Origin of the sequence: Enterococcus rotai (genome assembly GCF_001465345.1) — a bacterium.
Lineage (GTDB): Bacteria > Bacillota > Bacilli > Lactobacillales > Enterococcaceae > Enterococcus_L > Enterococcus_L rotai.
In genome coordinates this window covers 1,605,528-1,627,275 of record NZ_CP013655.1, presented here as the reverse complement: position 1 = coordinate 1,627,275, position 21,748 = coordinate 1,605,528, and the positions used below count along the sequence as shown (strand labels likewise).

21 protein-coding genes are annotated in these 21,748 nt (G+C 37.8%); 4 read left to right on the top strand and 17 right to left on the bottom strand.

Annotated elements, in window-relative coordinates:
* Positions 1–39: 39 nt before the first annotated feature.
* The gene (locus tag ATZ35_RS07520) at positions 40–1,128 is read left to right on the top strand and encodes an NAD(P)/FAD-dependent oxidoreductase (protein WP_208930207.1); all 1,089 of its coding nucleotides are present in this window, start codon (positions 40–42) and stop codon (positions 1,126–1,128) included.
* A gap of 49 nt (positions 1,129–1,177) precedes the next feature.
* Here the strand turns inward: ATZ35_RS07520 and ATZ35_RS07515 are convergent, their stop codons facing one another.
* Entirely contained in the window at positions 1,178–1,558 is a 381-nt protein-coding gene (locus ATZ35_RS07515) for a YbgA family protein (RefSeq protein WP_208930206.1), read from the bottom strand.
* A gap of 211 nt (positions 1,559–1,769) precedes the next feature.
* On the opposite strand from ATZ35_RS07515, the gene ATZ35_RS07510 reads away from it, so the two are divergent.
* Entirely contained in the window at positions 1,770–3,239 is a 1,470-nt protein-coding gene (locus ATZ35_RS07510; RefSeq protein ID WP_208930205.1) for a peptide MFS transporter, read from the top strand.
* Positions 3,240–3,295: 56 nt separating this feature from the next.
* On the opposite strand, the gene ATZ35_RS07505 is transcribed toward ATZ35_RS07510, so the two are convergent.
* From ATZ35_RS07505 to ATZ35_RS07465, 9 genes are all read right to left on the bottom strand, one after another.
* Positions 3,296–4,459: a cation:proton antiporter gene (locus ATZ35_RS07505; protein WP_208930204.1), complete on the bottom strand. Its 1,164-nt coding sequence runs from the start codon at positions 4,457–4,459 to the stop codon at positions 3,296–3,298.
* A 146-nt stretch (positions 4,460–4,605) separates the two neighbouring features.
* Positions 4,606–5,169 (bottom strand): elongation factor P, encoded by a 564-nt coding sequence (efp, locus tag ATZ35_RS07500; protein ID WP_208930203.1) that lies wholly within the window; start codon positions 5,167–5,169, stop codon positions 4,606–4,608.
* A 335-nt stretch (positions 5,170–5,504) separates the two neighbouring features.
* A complete protein-coding gene (arcC, locus tag ATZ35_RS07495; protein ID WP_208930202.1) occupies positions 5,505–6,452 on the bottom strand; it encodes a carbamate kinase in 948 nt (315 codons plus the stop codon).
* Complete coding sequence (locus ATZ35_RS07490) at positions 6,449–6,925, bottom strand: nucleoside deaminase (protein ID WP_208930201.1); 477 nt, start codon at positions 6,923–6,925, stop codon at positions 6,449–6,451. Before ATZ35_RS07490 ends, arcC begins: the two co-directional genes overlap by 4 nt.
* Positions 6,922–8,364 (bottom strand): cytosine permease, encoded by a 1,443-nt coding sequence (locus ATZ35_RS07485; RefSeq protein ID WP_208930200.1) that lies wholly within the window; start codon positions 8,362–8,364, stop codon positions 6,922–6,924. The genes ATZ35_RS07490 and ATZ35_RS07485 overlap by 4 nt, the downstream gene beginning before the upstream one ends.
* A gap of 24 nt (positions 8,365–8,388) precedes the next feature.
* Complete coding sequence (locus tag ATZ35_RS07480; protein WP_208930199.1) at positions 8,389–9,531, bottom strand: ankyrin repeat domain-containing protein; 1,143 nt, start codon at positions 9,529–9,531, stop codon at positions 8,389–8,391.
* A gap of 22 nt (positions 9,532–9,553) precedes the next feature.
* A complete protein-coding gene (locus ATZ35_RS07475) occupies positions 9,554–10,978 on the bottom strand; it encodes a YlbE family protein (RefSeq protein ID WP_208930198.1) in 1,425 nt (474 codons plus the stop codon).
* Positions 10,975–12,525, bottom strand: a complete 1,551-nt coding sequence (gene fdrA, locus ATZ35_RS07470) for an acyl-CoA synthetase FdrA (RefSeq protein WP_208930197.1) — start codon at positions 12,523–12,525, stop codon at positions 10,975–10,977. The genes ATZ35_RS07475 and fdrA overlap by 4 nt, the downstream gene beginning before the upstream one ends.
* Positions 12,526–12,802: 277 nt before the next feature.
* Positions 12,803–13,693 carry an oxamate carbamoyltransferase subunit AllH family protein gene (locus ATZ35_RS07465; RefSeq protein ID WP_208930196.1) on the bottom strand — a complete coding sequence of 297 codons (891 nt, stop codon included), beginning with the start codon at positions 13,691–13,693 and terminating at the stop codon, positions 12,803–12,805.
* Between the two features lie 169 nt (positions 13,694–13,862).
* Here ATZ35_RS07465 and ATZ35_RS07460 point away from each other — a divergent pair, with 169 nt between their 5' ends.
* On the top strand, positions 13,863–15,539 hold the full coding sequence (locus tag ATZ35_RS07460) for a PucR family transcriptional regulator (RefSeq protein ID WP_208930195.1): 1,677 nt from the start codon (positions 13,863–13,865) through the stop codon (positions 15,537–15,539).
* 51 nt (positions 15,540–15,590) lie between these two features.
* On the opposite strand, the gene fabZ is transcribed toward ATZ35_RS07460, so the two are convergent.
* Together fabZ and fabF are read right to left on the bottom strand one after the other, a co-directional pair.
* Complete coding sequence (gene fabZ / locus ATZ35_RS07455; protein WP_086276992.1) at positions 15,591–16,025, bottom strand: 3-hydroxyacyl-ACP dehydratase FabZ; 435 nt, start codon at positions 16,023–16,025, stop codon at positions 15,591–15,593.
* A 2-nt stretch (positions 16,026–16,027) separates the two neighbouring features.
* Positions 16,028–17,266: a beta-ketoacyl-ACP synthase II gene (gene fabF, locus ATZ35_RS07450; RefSeq protein ID WP_208930194.1), complete on the bottom strand. Its 1,239-nt coding sequence runs from the start codon at positions 17,264–17,266 to the stop codon at positions 16,028–16,030.
* 298 nt (positions 17,267–17,564) lie between these two features.
* On the opposite strand from fabF, the gene fabI reads away from it, so the two are divergent.
* Positions 17,565–18,317 carry an enoyl-ACP reductase FabI gene (gene fabI / locus ATZ35_RS07445; RefSeq protein WP_086276997.1) on the top strand — a complete coding sequence of 251 codons (753 nt, stop codon included), beginning with the start codon at positions 17,565–17,567 and terminating at the stop codon, positions 18,315–18,317.
* A gap of 69 nt (positions 18,318–18,386) precedes the next feature.
* Here the strand turns inward: fabI and ATZ35_RS07440 are convergent, their stop codons facing one another.
* From ATZ35_RS07440 to ATZ35_RS07420, 5 genes are all read right to left on the bottom strand, one after another.
* Positions 18,387–19,466, bottom strand: a complete 1,080-nt coding sequence (locus ATZ35_RS07440) for an acyltransferase family protein (RefSeq protein WP_244148224.1) — start codon at positions 19,464–19,466, stop codon at positions 18,387–18,389.
* Positions 19,467–19,681: 215 nt separating this feature from the next.
* Entirely contained in the window at positions 19,682–19,837 is a 156-nt protein-coding gene (locus tag ATZ35_RS07435) for a hypothetical protein (protein WP_208930192.1), read from the bottom strand.
* Complete coding sequence (locus ATZ35_RS07430; protein WP_208930191.1) at positions 19,834–20,418, bottom strand: DUF1700 domain-containing protein; 585 nt, start codon at positions 20,416–20,418, stop codon at positions 19,834–19,836. The genes ATZ35_RS07435 and ATZ35_RS07430 overlap by 4 nt, the downstream gene beginning before the upstream one ends.
* Entirely contained in the window at positions 20,411–20,728 is a 318-nt protein-coding gene (locus ATZ35_RS07425) for a PadR family transcriptional regulator (RefSeq protein ID WP_086445159.1), read from the bottom strand. The genes ATZ35_RS07430 and ATZ35_RS07425 overlap by 8 nt, the downstream gene beginning before the upstream one ends.
* 117 nt (positions 20,729–20,845) lie before the next feature.
* A complete protein-coding gene (locus ATZ35_RS07420; protein ID WP_208930190.1) occupies positions 20,846–21,655 on the bottom strand; it encodes a helix-turn-helix transcriptional regulator in 810 nt (269 codons plus the stop codon).
* Between the last annotated feature and the right edge of the window lie 93 nt (positions 21,656–21,748).

Sequence of the window (21,748 nt, the reverse complement as noted above, 5' to 3'; positions counted from 1 at the left end):
AAATTACTTAATTCTAGATGAATACAAAAGGAGCAACTTATGAAAAAATTAGCGATTATCGGCGGTGGAATCATTGGAATGACTTTAGCCAACTATATCGATCTAAAAAAATATAGTGTAACAATTTACGACAACCCTGTTGGCCAAGCAACCAAGGCAAGCGCAGGAATTATTTCTCCTTGGTTGTCTAAGCGACGCAATAAACAATGGTATCAACTAGCAAAAGATGGGGCAGCGTTCTATCCTAAACTAGTACAAGATTTTGATTTGGCCGCCAATGTTTATCAACAAACTGGAACATTGATCCTTAGAAAAGATGGCGAACTCGAACCATTAATGGCTTTGGCCAAAGAACGGAAGCAGGCAGCACCTGAAATTGGGGATATTCAATTATTGACTGGTGCAGCAGTCACAGAAAAGCTGCCGTTATTAAAAACAGCACCCGCCTTATTTATTACAGGTGGCGGAAAGTTAGATGGTGCCAGTTACTTAGAAACATTACGACAACGGGCAATCGCTAAAGGTATAGCTTTAAAAACAGCTTTTGCTCAACTAAATCAACAAAACGATCACTGGCTCGTTAACACTGAAGCTTTTGATGCTATTGCATTGTGTGCAGGACCTGGATTGCCTCATTTATTACAACCCTTGGGACTTACTACAGATATTAGACCTCAAAAAGGACAACTATTAGCCTTTGATACACCTTATAAAAAGAGTGGCAGCTGGCCAGTTGCCATGCTCGATGGCGAGAGCGATCTGATTCCTTTTGAAAACGGACAAATTTTAATCGGTGCAACACATGAAAATGACGGCGGCTATGATCTAACACCAACAACCGAAGCTTTTTCTCAACTGAAAGAAAAATCAGTACCTTTTCTGACAGAATCAGCTTTTTTTGAAAAACATTCAGCAAACTATCGTGTGGGAACCCGTGCCTATACCTCCGATTTTGCTCCTTTTTTCAACTGCTTACCAAATAATCCAACAGCTGTCGTTGCAAGTGGTTTAGGCTCTTCTGGTTTGACAACTGGTCCTTATATTGGCTATTTATTAGCTGATTACTTTAATTCTGGACAACAAGATTGGTTGAACTACCAAAAAACAATCGATCATTATTTGAAATAACATCTAAAAAAACAGTTAAGTCGTCGAAGACAAACTAACTGTTTTTTTATCACGCTTTCGGAAAAAGCAATACGGATTGAAGTAAATATGGCTCCTGATACTTAACTGTTAATTTTTTTAGAAAAGGTAATACTTCATCCTCATTGATAGAAAAGTTTTCTATCAATGATTGATAATGTTGACGTTCCTCATCTGTTGCTTTTGTTTTAAAGTATCCCCAGACATGTTGATAGGCGTTTAGCAGATCTCCTTTTTTAGTTGGTTGGGCTAACGCATGTTGAAGATACTTACGAAATACCCATTCTTTTTCATCATCCCAATGATTATCTGCAAATAGTTTTCTGATAGCCTTGTAGTCAGGTTGGGATTTTGCTAAAACCAGATATTTCAATGAAGCCCATTCTTTTTGGCGTTCGGCTATTTTTTTCAAAAAAACTCTTCCTTTCTATTTTAGTCCATTTCTTTAGTGACGTCTTACTATTAAATTTAAATGAATAAACTAGCTATTTTTCTTATAGTCTATTCATGAAACTTTATGAAGTTTAAAAGAGTAACAGTTTACAATATATCGTATATATTTTTTCAGAAATTCTAGGTTAAATGAATTTTCTGAATATTAAAAAGAATTGAGGTTATTTTTTATGGATGAGCAGCAGTTAGACAAGTCGTTCTTGGGGCAACCCAAAGGATTGTCTACACTCTTCTTTACTGAGATGTGGGAAAGATTTAGTTACTATGGTATGCGAGCAATTTTACTGTATTATATCTATGATACGGTCGCAAACGGCGGATTGGGCTTACCGAAAGAAACAGCTTTAGCCATCATGTCGATTTACGGCTCATTAGTTTTTATGTCCAGTATTGTTGGTGGTTGGATCTCTGACCGGGTATTGGGCGCCAGAAAAACGGTTTTCTTCGGCGGAGTATTCATCATGGTCGGACATATTGTTTTAGCAACACCGTTTGGAATTGGCGCATTATTTCTTTCGATTCTTTTGATTGTGATCGGAACTGGAATGTTGAAACCGAATGTTTCTGGTATGGTGGGACATCTTTATTCCAAAACAGATACACGTCGTGATGCTGGTTTTTCTATTTTTTATATGGGCATCAATATTGGTGCGTTGTTAGCACCCTTAGTTGTCGGAACATTAGGCCAAACATATAATTATCATGTCGGCTTTTCTGTTGCTGCATTTGGGATGTTTTTCGGTTTACTACAGTATTACTTGCAAGGGAAAAAATCATTAGCAGGTATTGGCTTAAAACCAACCAACCCAATCGGAACAGAGGAACGGAAAAAATTTATTCGCTCATTAGTGATTGCGCTTCTCTTTATTATCATTCTTTTTGGTGGAGCCTTTTTATTAGGTCATTTAACGATCGGGTTCTTTATCAACAGCGTTAGTATTTTAGGGATCTTGCTGCCAGTTTATTATTTCACCAAGATGTTAACTTCTAAGGATGTTACTGCAGAAGAAAAACCAAGAGTACTTGGCTACATCCCTTTATTTTTAGCTGGTATCGTTTTTTGGTCATTAGAAGAACAAGGCTCTTCAATTTTAGCATTATTTGCGAGTGAACGGACGAATGACACCCTATTCGGCTTTTCCATCGCCCCAAGTTGGTTTCAATCTTTAAATCCAATTTTCGTTGTGATCCTAACACCTGTTTTTGTAACGCTATGGACGCGATTAGGGAACAGACAACCATCGACTGTGGTTAAGTTTTCATTTGGCTTAGTTTTTGCAGGGCTTTCTTTCGTGCTTTTGATGTTTCCGGGATTGCTATATGGTACAAATACCAGAGTTAGTCCGTTATGGTTATTCTTTAGTTTCTTTATTATGATCATAGCTGAAATGTGTATTTCTCCTGTAGGCCTATCTATTACAACAAAGCTTGCTCCTAAGGCCTTTGAATCACAAACAGTGGCAATTTGGTTATTAGCCGATGCCGCTTCACAAGCAATCAATGCTCAGATCGCACGTTTTTATACTCCTCAAACGGAATCAGCGTATTTCGGTATCATAGGAATCATTGCTGTAGTGGCGGGTATCTTGCTACTCTTTTGTAAAAATCCAATAAAAAAATTAATGGGTTCTATTCATTAAAATAAAACAGTTTCTGTCAAAGTCGCTTTTAATGCGTTTTGGCAGAAACTGTTTTTTTAGTAATTAAGTTGTTTTTCTTGTTTCATGATCGTGGCTTTCAATAATAAAGGCGCGATAATCGTTGTGGCAATAATAACAATGATCACAGAAGAATAATACTCTTCTGAAAGGAAACTTGACGTTAGACCAACTTGTGCAATGATTAATGCCATTTCCCCTCTAGATACCATTCCCGAACCAATGATCAAGGTCGAAACCCCTTTGAAGCCCGTCGCACGTGCGCCTAAAGCACCACCTAACAATTTAGACAAGACCGCTACAACGGTTAAGACGAGGATAAAAAGAAAATGCTTTGACATGCCTGTAAAAGTCATATTCAACCCAATAGAAACAAAAAACATCGGAATAAATACAGTGTAGCCTATCGTCTCTAATTTCTCATCAACTGCTTTACGGTAATCCGTCTGTGCAATGGCCACACCTGCAAAGAACGCGCCAATGATCGCGCCCATATCCAACATTTCTGCAAAATAAGCAAAGCCTAAACATATAACTAAAGAAACCGCCGATACAGCCTCAATTGCAATCAGCTTTTTACTTAAATTCAATAACCAAGGGACCAACCACTTACTAGCAGCAAAAATCACAACAAAGAAGAAGACTTTTAAGAGTAACACTTCCCACATTGGCAAGCCTTCACCTGGTGCAGAGCGATTCATCAGGCTCAACATAACACCTAAAATCAAAACGACCACAATATCATCGACAACTGCTGCACCTAGGATGGTTGCACCTTCTTCGGTATCTATTTTTTTCAGGTCTTTTAATACTTGAACAGAAATACTAACAGAAGTTGCACTAAACAAAACGCCTAGGAAAATTGAATTCTGTACAGAAAACTGAAACATCTCCCCCACACCAAATCCCATCGCAGCTGGAAAGACAATTCCTAAAAGCGCTACTGCTAGTGCTGGCCGCCAATATTTTTTCAACAATTCCAGATCACTTTCTAAGCCTGCAATAAACATCAAAATAATAACACCAATTTCAGAAAAATAATGCATAAAATCATCTGGTTTAATCCAACCTAACAACGCTGGTCCAATTAAAATCCCTACTAGTAATTCGCCGATCACAGAAGGGATCCCTACCCGATTACAAAAATGTCCAGCAAGTTTAGTAAACAATAAGACCAGACATAACGTTAATAAAAAACCCATATTTCTCTCCCTTTCTACTCTAAAACATATATTCCATTGTAACATGCCAACTGACTTTAGTAATGCTGAAATGTTTCTTAAAGCTTGCGAAAACATGAAAAAAAACTGACCGATCACTTACTCATCGGTCAGTTGTCTTATTTTACTTATTTTGACGCACGTTTTAAATACGTACCTTCTTGTGTGTTGATTTCTAACGCTTCATCTACTTCGATAAAGTCAGGAACGTTGACAACTAAGCCTGTTTCCATCACAGCTGGTTTACCTGAACCTGAAACCGTTGCGCCTTTGATCGATGGTTGAGTTTCTTTAACTGTTAACACAACCGTCGTAGGTAATGTGATTCCGATTACTTCTGATCCGTAAAATTGGATTTTTACTTCCATGTTTTCTAAAAGATATTTCAATTCATATTCGATCACAGAAGTTGGAATCTCATATTGTTCGTACGTTTCAAGGTCCATAAAGTTCGCTGTATCATCTTGGCTATAAAGATATTGAACAGGTTTACTTTCGATAAACGCTTTTTTGACTTTATCATCAGGACGCATAGTTGTGTCCGTTGTAGCACCAGTACGAACATCTTTTAATTTCATACGCATAACCGTATTCCCTTTACCTGGTTTATGGTGGCTTGCTTCCATTACACGGATTAATTTGCCGTCTTGTTCAAACGTCATGCCTGCTTTAAGATCACTTACTGCTATCATGTTGTTATTCTCCTATTCTTTAAGATCCGACCAGAAACTCTGATCGAAACGTTAGTATAATGCCGCTATATCTAGGTTGCTTCGCTTCTTAGGATAGAGGCGTTTCTTAAAAAAAATCTTCTCAATCATTGTAGCAGATTACTAGCGGATATTCTAGAGAATACACAGTTTAGATTTATATTTTGAGAAAAAATAATATAAAATCTAATTTTTGAAGCAAAAATAACTGGGCCATAACTCCGCGAGTTACAACCCAGTTACTTATAATCCAGATAAACGGTGAGATGAGCTGTGGTCCTGACTTTTTAAACGTCTATTCAGCCCTCCCTTTAAAATCAATCAATACTGACGGGTTCTTTTTGTTCAACGACTGTTCCTATCCGTTCTTTCACTAAGTTTTCTAGTGATGTGATTACAGCTTTATTTGCTGGACTTCGTTTGACAAATTTGACAGCTGCCTCAACTTTCGGCAACATACTTCCCGGAGCAAATTGTCCTTCCTCAATATACGTTTCTATGTCGGAAATACTAACTGTTTCTAAGGCTTTTTGATTTGGTTGATTATAATGAACAAAAACATTAGCTACACCAGTTAAAATGATCAGTGTATCCGCTTCGATCAATTCAGCTAATTTTGCTGCTGCCAAATCCTTATCAATAACTGCCTCAGTTCCTTTCAACTCACTCCCTGAACGAATAACTGGAATTCCTCCCCCGCCACAGGCAACTGTTATAACACCATTCTCTAATAAGAGTTTGATTGTCTCACTTTCTTTGATTTTGACTGGTTCAGGAGATGGAACCACTTTGCGAAAACCTCGTCCTGCATCTTCCAGATAAACAGCATCTGTTGTTTTCATTAATTCTTGCGCTTCTGATTCTGTTAAAAACGGCCCGATCGGTTTACTTGGATGCGTAAATCCTTCATCATTTGGCGATACTTCGACTTGCGTCATGATCGCTGCAACATTTCGGGTTATTTTTCTTTTTTCCAATACATTTGTTAATGAATTGGCTAACCAATACCCAATGCTACCTTCTGTCATCGCTACACATGTATCTAATGGCATTGCTGGATTTTTTTCTGAATCAGCTTCAGCTTGCTGCAAGACTACGTTCCCTACTTGAGGTCCATTGCCATGAACAATTACTAATTCCATTTCATCAGTCAATAAATCCGCTAATGCTTCAGCAGTCTCCTGCACGATTTTTTGTTGTGCCGCAGCTGTTGGATCACTTTCTAAAATGGCATTACCACCTAATGCTACAACCACTCGTTTCATTTTCCGCCAACTTTCTCCACATCTTCTGCCATTATTTTATCAAAGGTTCCCCACAACGAGTCGCATTCAGGACAAGGGCCTGTATGAATCATTGCTAATGGTGATTGATCTGTTCCGTTTAAATAGTTTCGTAAATGCATATCAGAAAAACCATGCTTTGCTGCGTCTTCTCTAGTATTAGAATAATAAACCGTTTTGATCCCAACCCATAAAATAGCGCCTACACACATTGGACAAGGTTCACATGTTGCATAAATTTCACAATCAGATAAATCCATCGTATTTAATTTTTTACATGCTTCTCGCACAGCAACCATTTCTGCATGTGCTGACGGATCAGTATCTTTCATCATAGTATTACTAACTGAAACAATCACTTCACCATTTCTAACTAAAGTTGCACCAAACGGACCCCCAAATTTCTTTTCCATTCCAGCAACTGTTGCATCTGCTGCCATTTTCATATAGTTCATGATTTTTCTCCCTTCATTACTTTACTAAGTACGCTATATACAACAAATGAAAAGATCAATCCTGAAAAGAAAGCAAAATCATTGATCGTTTTCAACAATGAAACGGACTGTAAAAACGCGCCTGACATCGTGATCACAAAACTTGTTGCTAAGGTGATCATGGCTTTTTTATTATAGCCAGATTTAAATTCTCCCAGATCACCATTTTCAACATAAATATCCTCTAAATGGATCACTTGTTTATGTTCAATATAAAAACTAGCTAGCATGATTCCAGCAATCGGGCCAAACATTGAACCAATAAAACTGTAGAAGTAAAATAATGTCGAAGCATTTTCCACTAATTTCCAAGGTAGAATCATGGTTCCAATAATGGCCGTTAATACTCCTGCTTTTTTTACATCTAAATATTTAGGGAATAATGAAGACATTTGCAACCCTGCTGGGAATAAATTCCCAAATACAACGAAAGCCAGCGCCCCCATATTCAAGGCTAGAATCAAAACAAAAACCGCAAAGGTATTATCGATTTTATCAAAGGCATTAACGATATTAAAGATTGGTTCTCCAAAAGCAATTTGGGTTCCTGCAATCAACCCTACACATGTAACCGCAAACAAAATATAAGAAAGGATAAAACCTAATGGTAACCCGATGATCATCGCTTTCGGTGTTTTCGCCTTTTGAGTAAAGTCACCAATGTTTACGATTGGACCTGCCCAGTTTGAAACCAAGGCACTCACACAAGCAATAAAAACAAGTGGACTGGTTGTCGCATTCGCTGGTGAATAAGCTAAAATTGGGCCAAAACCGCCAGCAATTTGAATTGTCCAAACAGCCGCTCCAATGATGAACACATACACAATTGGTGATGACCAATTACCGAATTTGTCCAAAACTTTGGTTCCACCCAAAAACAAAGCAACTGTAACACACCAAACGATCAAATAGCTAAGCATCGTTGGAGCAGGCATCCCTAAAATCGCCATTCCACCGCCAATATTCATATAATTAGGAAAAATCCGGCTAAACAAGACATCTAAAGATTGAGCACTCACAACACTTTGTGTTCCAAAGAAAACGACTCCTGCAATCAAGCCACGGCATAAAGATGGAATGATTGCTCCTTTCACTCCAAAAACAGAACGCAACAACATCGGAAACGGCAGTCCATATTTGGCTGATGCTACACCATTCAGTACATAGAAAATCGACACGATCACAGCTGACAGCATAACAGCCGCTAAAACTTGTTTGGTATTCAGTCCGAGCAAGAAGAAGCCAGCTACAGTCATATAAGAAAGAATATTATGGACGGCTCCCATCCATAAAGTCACATAATTAAAGACGCCCCAATTTTTATCTGCTCCTGTTTTTGGTAGTAATTCTGCTGAATAGGCTGGAGCTTGTGCGATGGCTTGTTTTTCTACTGATTCCATTGTATTTTCCTCCAATACATTTCTTTAGTTTTTTACTAACTGAAGTGATTGTGCAAGGTGTTCTGAAAATAATGGATTTTCCGGATTGAGTTGAATGGCTTGTTCCATCGCTTCTGCAGCTTCTTGATGCCGATTCAAACTACGTAAGCTGTTGGCTTTATGAAAATAGAAATCAACTCGATCAGGGTAGTCTTCCAACAAGTTATCCATCATTTTGACAGCTTCTTCATGACGGCCTAATTCTCTTAAGAAATTAGATTTATGATAGCGGTAAAAGAAGCTTGTATCGGTTTTGATTGCTTGGTCATAGACTTGTAGCGCTTGGTCTATCTCTCCCATCATACGATAACTATTTCCGACATAAAAAGCAAATTGATTGTCTTGCTGCCAGCCTTTTTCATAATAGCTGATTGCTGTCGGATAGTCTTTTAGACGTTGATAAGTATAGCCTAAATAATAAAGAACAGCTAAATCCGTTTGGTCTTGATCTTCTAATCTATTTAACGCCTGGATCAGTTCATCTTTCCTTATACGGGTACGGACTTCATGGAAAAGTAAGTCTTCGACTTCTTCTCGTTCTACAATAGCAAGAAGTTGCTCATTGTCTGCCTCTTTTACATAATCTACCGTGTCTCTTCCAGTATCATCTACTTGATTCACGTCTGCTTGATGTTGAATCAATTCACGGATCACATCTTGATATAAGAAGCCGCCATTCCCTAAAATTGTTGCTTCTAATAATGCCGACCAACCTAAACGATTCACATGATTGACTGGAACGCCTGCAGTTAGACATAACTGAACAGTTCTCAAGTACCCTTTCTCACTGGATGGAAGTAACGCTGTGCCGCCAAAACGATTGACTGAAGCTAAATCTGCTCGTCCTGATCGAAGAATCTCACTAACGATCTCATCAAATCCATTAGCTGCAGCGCAGATAAACGGCGTAAGTTGCGTATTATCCCGTTGATTCACATCTGCACCAAAAGCCAACAATTCTTTCACTAATGGTAAGTCGTTATTTTGAATTGCAATCATCAGTGGGGAACGACCTGCTTCATCTTCCACAAAGACATCGCAACCATCATTTAGTAATTGGCGTACTTGTTCGATTTGCCCTAACGCTACAGCTTTTAGCAAGGGTTGATTCACTTTTACTGTATCCATGATTTCACTCCTTTCTCTATTTTTATAATTGTTCGCTAAAAGCAATGATCGCTTTTTCAAAAGCTTCCATCGGCGGATGTGTAATCCCTGCTCCGATCATACCGATTCCAGCTTCTTTGTGAGCGATTGCGGTATTGATGATCGGTAAGGTATTCGTTTGAATTACTTTTAAACTATCGATCCCTGATGGAATTCCCATAAAATCTAATGTAGGAATTGTGATATTTGGATTCTCTGCCGTCGTAATGCCTTGCATTTCCATAGAAAAACGTAGAGCATCTTCAATTGTTCCACCTACTAAAGCTACGATTGCAGGAGCCGCTGCCATTGCAAAACCGCCAATTCCATATGTTTCAGTAATGGCACTGTCCCCAATATCAAGTCCTGCATCTTCTGGCTTATAGCCTGCAAACATTGGCCCAACAACTTTTTGTGACGGTCCAACGAACCATGGATTCCCTTCGATTCCGCTGATATGAATCCCAAATTCAGTCCCATTTCTAGCCATAGTTGTGACAACTGTACTGTATGGAATCCCAGCTGCTGAATCTAATGCTGCTTTACACATGGCCATCCAAGTAGGTCCAGAAAAATAATCACTGCTAGCTACAAAATCAAAGACTTCTTTCATTGCTTCGATTGAATGATCCGTTTGAATGATATACGGCGTCAATGCTTGAATCAACAAGGTCGTTCCTGCATTATTACGATTATGACACTCATCTCCCATATGCAGCGCTTGTGCTAACATATGTTTTAAATCAATTCCTTCTGTACATAACTTCATCGCATCTCTTAAAATCGGACCAAAGACATCTCGCATCCAAATCAATCGTTCAATTACACTGTCATCATTGGCACCCATACGCAGAATTTTAGACATTTGCTCACTTAAATTTGTGAACGCTAGGTTGCCATACGTTTTGTTTTCCACGATATGCATATACATTGATGCTGACGTGACCCCTGCCATCGAGCCAACACATTGATGTTCATGACATGGTGAAAAGATGATTTCGCCAGATGCTGCGACTTTTTCAGCGTCATCTAAGTCTTTTGCTAGCCCTTCAAAAACTAAGGCTCCTTTGACGGCTCCTCTCATCGGACCATTCATTTTATCCCAAGTGATTGGCGGTCCTGCATGCAAAATCGTATTTTTAGTCATGCCTGGAACCACATTGATTGCCTGATCATAACCAATCAATGAAATTTGAGAAGAAATAATTCGATGGACAGCTTCTTCATTAGCCTTTTTGATTTTTTCCAAATTTTCTGGTGTTTCGATTTTCTCTAAGGCAGCTAAAATACTTGCTTTGCCTCGACCGGGAGGTGCCCAATTTAGATACGTCGCCTGCACCTGTTGTTCGACTAACTCTTCTTGAAAAGATTCAATCCCTAGATCGATGATAACGGGTTGTTCTTTGAATAACTCAGTAATTTTGCTCATTGTTCTGCTCCTTTCACAACAAACTCTCTTGCTAATAAACCGGCGTTTTGACTACTGCTGGCATAAGTTGCACCGATCGATGTCAATTTTTCAACTTGTTCATTAATGTTTTGTTTATCTAGATCTGTCCCTAAAACATAGCCAATGATTTCTAAATGACGACCACGAGCAGCCGCTTGTTCTTTAGCTGCTTTCATCGCAGGCAACATTGCACCGACTGGATCTGGATGAGCACCATAACCTAATACGAAGTCCATTAGAATCACACCAACCGTAGGATCAGCTGCTTCTTCTATAAAACGAGCGATTCGATTAGATGGATCAATCATTGGATGCGGTTTGCCATTCGTAAATTCATCTGCACCAAAATCGATAAAAGTATGTGCTTGACTAACATCGCCAAAATGTAACAGATGTTCCTGATCAGTTGCGATATTGCTGTATACATCAGAAAACCGTTCTTTGGCTGTAAACATCGCTTCATCACAAAGAGTTCCACCTGTAAATAACCCCCGAATATATCGTTGTTCAGGATTTAATTTTTCCCGAACTTCATCGATCAATGGTAAGTTCAACGGGTGAACATCTAATGTATCTGGATCAATGCCAGCTAAAGTGACCGCTTTTAACGCAGCAGCTTTAGACATTTTTTCAAAGTAGATCCCCGCTTCATTTTCTCGTGTTTCACTACCAATAAACCAAATGACAACCGGTTTTCCAGCTTTTCTAACTCTAGCAAGGATTTTTTCTTCAACCGTTTTTGCTGGTGGTTTTGAAATTAGAACAATCACTTTTGTGTCTTCGTCAGCTTCTAACGCACCGATTGCATCTAGCATCATTTTTCCTCCGACGGCTTCACTTAAATCACGTCCGCCTGTACCAATCAATTGAGAAACACCTTCACCAAATTCATGGATCCGAACACTGATTTCCTGACTACCAGTTCCAGAGGCCCCAACGATCCCAATACTACCTTTGCGGACATTATTAGCAAAACATAAGCCAACATTGTTAATAATGGCCGTTCCGCAATCCGGTCCCATCATCAATAACCCTCTGTCATGCGCTAGCTCTTTTAATTGAATCTCATCTTCCACGCTAACGTTGTCGCTAAACATCATCACGTGTAAATCATTATTCAACGCTTTTCTCGCTTCACGCGCTGCATATTGACCATTAACAGAGATCACTGCTAAGTTCGCTTCTGGTATCGCTTTTTTAGCCGTTTCGATCGTTGTATAACGTTCAACCGTTTGACTAGCACTCTTCTCTTTTTTTTCTGTCATTAACGATTCGATCTGCTGGATCAACACTGCTGAGTCCTGCTCTGCTTTTGCATCTAAAGCAATAACTAAATCACTTGTCTGAGCTTGAGCAATTTCATCTGTAAATAACCCGACATTTTTCATCACTTCTTTATTCATTTCCGTTGCCATTGCAATGATTGCCTGTTCTACCCCAGTTAACTGATTCGCCTTTGTTGATAACGCCATTAATGAGACTGAATCAATGTAGGTATTTGGTTGAATTTTAATACTGATTGTCATTTTGGTTCCTCCTTAATATAAAAGCATAGCGGGCTCGTTCAGTCTCGACTGAAAAATAGGAAATTATAACTGAGGTGCTTTTTGCCTCATTTATAATTTATCTTTTTTCCGAGAGACTAGCCCGTGAAGCTAGATAACAATAAAAGCGTAGCGGGCTCGTTCCGCTCTGACAGGAAAATAGGAAAAATTGATTGAGACGCTTTTTTGTCTCACTCCATTTTTATCTTTTTCCCGAAAGGCTAGCCCGCGTAGCTAGATAACACATGGTAACAACCTTTCACCTGCTGCTTTCCAACGTCAACTTGATCCCTGCCAACATCCCAGTCAATATATCGCCTCCAGATGTAGAGCCGATTGCCAACACAGCCAACATCTTTATTTTCAAAGCACCTTCATTTTCTCCATAAAATAGTTCATTTAAAAAAAGTCCGATCCGCTCACGTGCTGATCCTTTAATAGCCCAATCTAATGCAGAATAACTAATAATATTCGTTCTTTTTTTCAGCTCCGTTCGACTATTGATTAACCATTGTCTTAATGAATGATATGGATAATTCACTGTTGTAAAAATAAGTGCTAATCCTACTAAAAAATCATCACCTGAAGGGGTTAAACCAGGTCCTAAGCCAATCACCCGATTCAACTGCTTCATCGCTTGGAATAATTGCTTTTCCTTTAAGTAAGTCAGTAATTGTTCCGATTCTTGCCAAAGCATGACATGGATCATTTTTTCGTACGTTGTCGCTTGCCTCTTGTTTAATAAATAGCCACCTGTATTCTTTAATTGGATCAACCACTCATTCAGTTGTTCAATACGCTTACTGATTTTTGCATAGTCGTATTGCTTAGGAAATTCAATTTGTGGATAGTGCCATTCACTCGCACTTTGAATTTCAATTGCAGCTGTTTCACCAATCATTAATTGGCCTTTTTGAGAAAAAACAGGCGTTTTTACGAGAATCTGAGGTCGTTTGTCAAAAAAGTCAGTCACTCTCAAGGTATTGGGCGCATTATCCAATTCCTCTGCCGCTATCGTGTACAATTCTCCAGAATCGCAAATTATATTTATCGTTCGGTTAAAAGTACTATGAACTTCTCCTTTCCACGACTTATTTTGAATCTCAGATAAGAAATTTTGAGACCCTGATAGGGATTGATAGGTACGCATCTCATTCACTTCCTTGAATGTTTTTCTTCTTTACACTATTCAATTTACAACAAGAAAGCCTTTTCATATACAGATAGAGTAGCCGAATATTTTCTTTTCCTGTTGTACACTTTAACCAATTGCCGTATAGTTAATGTAATAAACTCATGAATAGGAAAGAGGCTGTATCATGTTAACTGTCAAAAATTTTCTGCAACTAGCTCCTTTTAAAACGTTCAAACTAGTCGCAGGAATAAACGGGCTTGAAAATAAAATTACTGGAGTGAATATTTTAGATAATCCAGACGCTTCAGACTGGTTATCAGCAGGTGAGCTACTGATTACTTCTGGGTACTTTTTTAGCGAAAATGCTGAAATCCAAAAACGCTTTATTCAACGCTTTAAAGAAATCAATTGTTCAGCAATTTGTATCAAACCGCATATCTACTTAAAAGGAATCCCTGAATCCATGCGTATTCTAGCGGATGAACTGGCTTTGCCAATCATCGAAATCCCCTATGGAATCGCGTTTTCTAAAATCATGAATATCGTCATGGCGGAAATTTCTGGTCGAATGAACGAACTGAATCAAGCTTCTTTAGATATCCATTCACAATTTTTTGAAATTTCATTGCATGGCGGTGGTATGCAAAAAATTGCTTTAGGCTTAGCAGAGATGGTCAATAATCCTGTTATCTTAGTTGATACGGATTGGTCAGTAGCCTCTATTAGTGATCCAGATCAACCTATGATCAAAGAAACAATCAAAAATACAGGGGATACTTTTAACTTCCCAGTTCAACTTTTTACTGACTTGCCAACAGATTTTGAGCGAATTCAAAAACCGATTACTCGAGGGATTTCTTTTGAGGAACAAGAATATCCTTGCGTGATCATGCCTGTTTACTTTGATACGATCCATTATGGCTTTATTCTGGTTTGCCAAATAGAGCGTCCTTTGACTGATCTTGATTATGTCGCTTTAGAAAATGGTTCGATGGCATTTGCGTTAGAACAAATGCGTCTATTTGAGATCGAACGGACGGAAAATCGCATTCGTCGTGATTTCTTCGATCAATTATTATCTGGTCAAATCAAAGACTTAGATGCATTAGCTGCTTATGACACAACGATCGATCCAAGTCTTAACTATACTGTGTTGATCCTATCGATCCAGACGATTGGTCATGAATCGGACTCATTGATGAAAAAAAAACAATCCGAAGATCGTTTAATGAAAAGTTTGTTATCATCACTCACAACCTACACAACCAATCGATTTCCCCAACTTCATTTGTTCAGTCGGAAAAATCAGTTGGTCATGCTGTTAGGAACGGAGCAAAAATTGAGTTCATTAAAAACCTACAATGAAATTTCTGATACTGCTGAACGGATTCGGATGTATATAGAACAACAAGGGCAATCTGAACGAGAAATTTTCTGCACGATCGGTTCAACCTTACCGATTCTTGAATTATCTCAAAGTTTTGAAGAAGCAAAAAAAGTCATCCAACTACTTGAAGATGACTCAAAAGAAGAAAAAATTTATTTTTTCAATGATTTTTACTTTGATTCATTTTTAGTTGATTCCATTTCAAAAGAGCAAGGAAAAAAATTTTACACGCACTATTTGAACACGTTATTGACCTATGATCAGGAAAACAACACTAGCTTTACACCGACCTTAAAGGCTTATTTGGCTCATCATTTAAATATTGCTACGACGTCAAGAGCGTTATTTATTCATCGAAATACGTTGCTTTATCGGATTGAAAAAATCAAAGGATTACTGCCAGTGGATTTGGAGCAGGAGAAAAATACTTTTGCGTTACAATTAGCGTTGAAATTATATGAATTGCATCACTAAAATAAACAAAAAAAGCCGAAACATTTTGTTGGTTTCGGCTTTTTTATTTATTTATCTACCTACGATAAACGTCAATTCACATTCACAAACTTTTTTATCTTCAACGTAAGCAGTTGCTTTCCCAATTCCTACATAATCTCTGATTTTCACGATTTCAAAGTGTAATTTCAAAACATCACCTGGAACTACTTTTTGACGGAATTTTGCTTTGTTAATACCGCCAATATAGGCTGTTTCGCCGTTAAATTGTTCCATTTTTAAAATCAAGATCGAACCCACTTGCGCCAATGCTTCAATAATTAGAACACCTGGCATTGTTGGATTTCCAGGGAAATGTCCTTGGAAAAATTCTTCATTGATCGTAACGTTTTTTGTTGCGATGATTTTTTTCTCTGGAATAATTTCATCCACATAGTCGATAAAACAAATTGGGTAACGGTTTGGAATCATTTCCATAATTTCTGTTGCATTCATTAATCTTGTCATTGTTAATTTTCCTCCCATTTCTTCATACAAATAACGCCATTATGACCACCAAAGCCAAATGAATTGCTGATTGCATATTCTGCAGCCACTTTGCGTGAGCCATCTGTTATATAATCTAAATCACAATCTGGATCGGCCACTTGGTAACCGACAGTAGGATGCGCAACACCTTCTTGCAGTGTCTTCACACACGCGATTGCTTCAATTCCTCCACCAGCGCCTAAAAGGTGTCCTGTCATACTTTTAGTGCTGGAAATTGGAATATCATACGCACGTTTGCCAAACACTCGTTTTAAAGCAGCTGTTTCAGCCGCGTCATTGGCTGGCGTTGCTGTTCCGTGTGCATTAACATACCCTATTTCAGAAGCTGCGATTGACGCTTCTGCCAAAGCTAATTCAATTGCGTCAGCAGCGCCGCTACCATCTTTTAATGGTGCTGTCATATGACTGGCATCGCAATTACTACCGTAACCAACGATTTCACCTAAAATGGTTGCCCCACGTTTTTGAGCGTGTTCAAGTTCTTCTAGCATCAACATGCCCGCTCCTTCGCCCATCACAAATCCGTGTCTTTCTTTATCAAAAGGAATCGAGGCTCTCGTTGGATCATCCGTTGTATTCAACGCGCTCAATGCAGCAAAACCAGCAATCCCAATTTCACAAATCGTTGCTTCTGTTCCACCAGTGATCATCATATCAGCTAAGCCATATTTAATCGTTCTAAAGGCTTCACCAATGGCATTTGTTGCTGAAGTACAAGCTGTAACGATCGTTTGAGAGGGACCTTTTGCACCTAATTTGATGGAAATATTTCCTGATGCCATATTTGCGATCACCATCGGTACAAAAAACGGTGTTACCCGTTTAGGCCCTTTTTTATCCATCACTCTTACTTGATCTTGCAGGGTAGTCATACCACCGATTCCACTACCTACGATCACACCAAAACGCTTTGGATCAATCTCTTCCTTCGTTAAGCCGCTCATATTCCAAGCTTCCATCGCTGCCACTATACCGTATTGTGAAAATAGATCCATCCGTTTTTGTTCTTTACGATCAAGAACCTCACTTGGGTCAAAGTCTTTTACCTCTCCTGCAAGTGCCACACCTGTATCTTCTGAATCAAATTTCGTAATTTTAGCGATTCCTAATTTTCCATTGACTAGATTTTGCCAATACTCTTTTACCGTATTTCCTAAAGGAGTCACAGCTCCCATTCCGGTTATTACAACTCGTTTCATCGTGCACCTCCGCTATTATTTTGACGCTCAAATTAAAAAAAACTTGCTTAACCAACACTTTTTTGTTTAAATTTAAGTAAAATAGTTTGACTTTCAAAGTATTTTGGTTAATAATTCAGACATCCGATAAAATGTCTGTATGGGTGTCGTATTCGTTAGAGAATTTTATTAGCTTTCTCAAACAGATAATACCAGTTGCAATTTTATCCGTCAACTTAAATAAAATTAGATATTTAGATTTTATTAAGAAGTGAGACCTTTTCACAGACTAAAATAATTTTAAAAGGGGAAAATCAATATGTTTCTAAAAAATAAAAAAGTCGTCGTAATGGGCGTAGCAAACAAGAGAAGTATTGCTTGGGGATGTGCCAAGGCATTGAAAGAGCAGGGTGCTGACATTATTTACACGTACCAAAACGAGCGCATGAAAAAACAATTATTAAAATTAGCTGAACCAACAGACTTACTTGTTGAATGTGATGTTTCATCAGATGAATCAATCGCACAAGCCTTTACGATTATTCAAGAAAAATTCGATAAAATCGACGGTTTAGTTCATGCGATTGCCTTTGCCAATAAAGAAGAACTAGATGGCAATGTTAGTGACATCACACGTTCAGGCTACTTATTAGCGCAAGACATCAGCAGCTACTCTCTATTAGCTGTGGCTCACTATGCTAAACCATTATTAAACCCAGGTTCTGGAATCGTGACAATGACTTACCTAGGATCTGAAAGAGCCATTCCAAATTACAATATGATGGGCATTGCCAAAGCTTCTTTAGAAACTGCGGTAAAATATTTAGCGTATGAATTTGCTGTTGATAAGATTCGTGTAAACGGCATTTCAGCAGGTGCTATTAAAACCCTTGCAGTGACTGGCGTAAAAGATTACGATCAATTGATCAAACTCTCAGAAGATCGTACTCCAGATAAAGCGGGTGTGACAATCGAAGAAGTAGGGAATACTTGTGCCTTTTTAGTCAGCGAATTAGCGGCTGGTATCGTAGGCGATATTATTTATGTGGATAAGGGTGTTCACTTAACTTAAATAGAAAAGCTGAGACAAAATTCATTTCATTTTGTCTCAGTCTTGTCTTTTTATGCTAAACATCAGCTTCTACACCAATTTTTGGATATAACTACGATTGACTCTAAGCATCAATTGCAAATCGAAATAGTAGTACGGAAGTTGCTGATTAAATAGTATCACGAGCGAGCTCAATAAATGAGTAGCTACAATGGTAACGATTAACTGCAGCCAAGCATTTGCAAAAAAATCATAGCTGTTAACTAAATTGGCTGCCCACAAAATACATAACGGATGGATGAAAAAATAATATTTGCCTAATTCCCTCAAATGCTTAAAGTCAGTCTTACACTTTACTTGCCACGCTAAACTCCAACAAAAGAAGACTGCTGTAAAGGGTATTAATGACCACATAAAGTTTTTGTCGATCCCCATATTAGCATAAACAATCAACCCTTCCCCAACTAAAATCAATCCAGTAAAAAGCACTAAAAAACGAAAATGCTTGTGGAATCTAGCTATTTTTTCACGATAATCCCATAGAAAATAGCCCACTGCCACAAATATTAAGGCAAAAAACAAACCATTACGAGTTGTAATAAAAATAGTTAGATACTGATCAAAAAATAATTGCAACTGTTCATTATTGATATAGCCATAATACGTTTCTAATGAACCAAAAAGATATAATATAAACGTTAACATGAATAACGGAAAATAGCCTGTTTTCTTGATCAACCAGTGAGCGATAATCATACCAAAGATCATAGCCGGTATGTACCAAAGGTGATAATAAGTTCCTGTATACAGCAATCCTGTTAGCAATGCTACAGGATATAATTCAGGTCCAAGCGTATAATTTTCTTGAATCCACATAAAACCAATCGGCATATAGATTAAGCTCCAAAATAAATAGGATTTAATAGATGATTGCAAATAACGTTTCAGATAACTTGGCGAACCATTTTGTCCTCGTCTAACAAAGTAACTAGATGAAATAAAGAAAAACGGTACAGCGATCCGACATAACACATTTTTAAACAAATGATGCACCATTGGATCTTGAATCACTCGTTCACAGTGAAAACAAATAATTAAAATTGCCGCAGCGTACTTTATTAAATCGATTCCATTATTACTTATGGCTTGTTCTTTGACTTGCTTATTCATACCACTCACCCCTATACTCCCCATAAAAAAGATTTATTACACCAACTTGCTCTTATTCATTTTAATTATAACAAAGCAACCGCTTCATTTTATCGGCTTAAAGTCTGAGTTTTTCTCACAGCTTTAGGACTACTTTTTGATTGATTCTAAAAAAAAAAAAAAGAAACATTCGTCAGAGATTTCTCCATCCAATGTTTCCGCTTCTCATTAAAATGTCATCGTTTAAAATAAAATGTACGATACCATGAATGTTCTTCAAATTTATATTTATCAACTTGCCCACCAGATAGAGCAAAACCGATCATAGCGATCACAAAACCTAAAACAGTTAAACTAAGCCCAATTTTAAACAGTGATTTTTTATTCGTCATAACGATAATCCCCTTCCCTCAAACAGACCGACTATTTTTCCTGAGAATCGCTTCGATGCTTTGATAAAATGATTCGCTAGATTCAAGGTTGCTAAACCACTAAGCAACGCTAAGCCTAAAACAAAAATACTGATACCCATTTGTGTAACTGCAATGTAGACACCATCTTGTATAGCGAAAAAACTAGCACAGACACTAAATATTGATGCTCCTAAGCCGAGTACCGCAAACATTCCCGTTGTAAAAGGTAGACACCAAATAATAATATAGGCGGATAAAATAAGTAAAATAGCTGTTAACAAAATACTGCCCCATAAAGGAAAACCAATAATCAGTAAAACCACCATCAACGGACTTCGTTTTTTCTTTTGAAAACTCCGCTCTTCAAACGCTTCTTCTAAAATCTTACTTGCGATTCTTGAAGGTTTGCCCAACTTGCTTACCGCCTCTGCTTCACTGGCTCCATCTTCTAGGTAGTCTTCAATCAATTCATCATAATAAAGAATAAATTGATTTTTTTCTGATTCCTCCAAGCGAATCAAACCTTCTTCTAATTGATACAAAAATTCTTGTTTATTCATTTTGCTCCCCCTTTTCAATAAAATGATACACTTGCATCACTTCATCCCATTCTTGAATAAAGGACTTTATTTTGTCCCTACCAACATCAGTAATTCGATAGTATTTTCTTAAGCGGCTATTATGTTCCATTGAATATGTCTCCAACTCTTCTTTCGTCTCTAAACGTTTCAAGATTGGATATAATGTTGATTCGGAAATTGTTATCACGTTAGATAAATCTTTGATGATTTGATAGCCATAGGAATCTGATTTCTTTAAAATGGCTAAAATACAATATTCCAACAACCCTTTTTTTAATTGTGAATCCATAATATACCTCCTGACACATATTACTATACATTGCGTAGTATAATGTGTCAAGGAGTATTTTTACAGTAAAAAAAAGAGACCAAAAATTGGTTCTCTTTTCTAGGATTCACAATATAACTACACCTTCCCATAAAACAACTGAATTTTATCAGCTTCGCTACGAATTGCCGTAACGGCTTCATCTTCGTTTGAGAGATTTAATGCTTTTTGAAATGGCTTGTCTAGATTGAGTTTGATTGATGAAAATTTTTCGTGATGCCAGATAGCATGGGCAATTTTTAGCGATTCTACCCAAAAATAATAGGTTTTATCTGGGGTCACGATATCGATCAATGTTACAAAATTACCACCCACATTTCGAAAATATTTTCCAAATTGTAAGTTTATCTCCAAAATCTCATGCAGTGAAAAGGAGGCTATCGGTTGCTCCACAGGTATATTTACAGCAAGCTTGAATTTTCCGATTTGATCAATAGACACTTCATCACTGTTAAAACTACATAAACAATTAGCATAGCCCATCAATTTTGAAAAAGTTGCTTGTGGAAAAATTGCTGCTTCGATTTTGATAAATGTATTTACCCGTTTGTTCGCTGCAAATAATGGTTGAATTTCTGGTGCATAAGCACTATAAAATGCTGCATTATTAGTTGCCTTGCTACTTTGATCCATAAGACTTTGCCTTCTTTCTTTTCCGCCAAACAAGCTCTCAAAGAAACTAGCTTTCTTACGTCCAATTAAAACATCGACACTGATATTGAAATAGTCAGCAATTCTTACAACATTTTCGATATCAGGAAGACTTTTTCCTAACTCCCATTTTGAAATTGTTTGACGAGAGATCGTTAAATAGTCAGCTAGTTCCTGTTGTGAAATTTCTTGTTCTTCACGGAGTTTTTTAATTTGTTTACCAATTTCTACAGTCACTATAATTCACCCATTTCCTAACGTCTAGTATTTTCGCCGCATAAATACGTTGCTTTCATCTATTATACAATAAAGGTAGTTGCAACGGTGCGT

Coding starts and splice junctions, on each gene's coding strand:
- ATZ35_RS07520 (WP_208930207.1), top strand. CDS start 40: ATGAAAAAATTAGCGATTATCGGCGGTGGAATCATTGGAATGACTTTA.
- ATZ35_RS07510 (WP_208930205.1), top strand. CDS start 1,770: ATGGATGAGCAGCAGTTAGACAAGTCGTTCTTGGGGCAACCCAAAGGA.
- ATZ35_RS07505 (WP_208930204.1), bottom strand. CDS start 4,459: ATGGGTTTTTTATTAACGTTATGTCTGGTCTTATTGTTTACTAAACTT.
- efp (WP_208930203.1), bottom strand. CDS start 5,169: ATGATAGCAGTAAGTGATCTTAAAGCAGGCATGACGTTTGAACAAGAC.
- arcC (WP_208930202.1), bottom strand. CDS start 6,452: ATGAAACGAGTGGTTGTAGCATTAGGTGGTAATGCCATTTTAGAAAGT.
- ATZ35_RS07490 (WP_208930201.1), bottom strand. CDS start 6,925: ATGAACTATATGAAAATGGCAGCAGATGCAACAGTTGCTGGAATGGAA.
- ATZ35_RS07485 (WP_208930200.1), bottom strand. CDS start 8,364: ATGGAATCAGTAGAAAAACAAGCCATCGCACAAGCTCCAGCCTATTCA.
- ATZ35_RS07480 (WP_208930199.1), bottom strand. CDS start 9,531: ATGGATACAGTAAAAGTGAATCAACCCTTGCTAAAAGCTGTAGCGTTA.
- ATZ35_RS07475 (WP_208930198.1), bottom strand. CDS start 10,978: ATGAGCAAAATTACTGAGTTATTCAAAGAACAACCCGTTATCATCGAT.
- fdrA (WP_208930197.1), bottom strand. CDS start 12,525: ATGACAATCAGTATTAAAATTCAACCAAATACCTACATTGATTCAGTC.
- ATZ35_RS07465 (WP_208930196.1), bottom strand. CDS start 13,693: ATGCGTACCTATCAATCCCTATCAGGGTCTCAAAATTTCTTATCTGAG.
- ATZ35_RS07460 (WP_208930195.1), top strand. CDS start 13,863: ATGTTAACTGTCAAAAATTTTCTGCAACTAGCTCCTTTTAAAACGTTC.
- fabZ (WP_086276992.1), bottom strand. CDS start 16,025: ATGACAAGATTAATGAATGCAACAGAAATTATGGAAATGATTCCAAAC.
- fabF (WP_208930194.1), bottom strand. CDS start 17,266: ATGAAACGAGTTGTAATAACCGGAATGGGAGCTGTGACTCCTTTAGGA.
- fabI (WP_086276997.1), top strand. CDS start 17,565: ATGTTTCTAAAAAATAAAAAAGTCGTCGTAATGGGCGTAGCAAACAAG.
- ATZ35_RS07440 (WP_244148224.1), bottom strand. CDS start 19,466: ATGAATAAGCAAGTCAAAGAACAAGCCATAAGTAATAATGGAATCGAT.
- ATZ35_RS07435 (WP_208930192.1), bottom strand. CDS start 19,837: ATGACGAATAAAAAATCACTGTTTAAAATTGGGCTTAGTTTAACTGTT.
- ATZ35_RS07430 (WP_208930191.1), bottom strand. CDS start 20,418: ATGAATAAACAAGAATTTTTGTATCAATTAGAAGAAGGTTTGATTCGC.
- ATZ35_RS07425 (WP_086445159.1), bottom strand. CDS start 20,728: ATGGATTCACAATTAAAAAAAGGGTTGTTGGAATATTGTATTTTAGCC.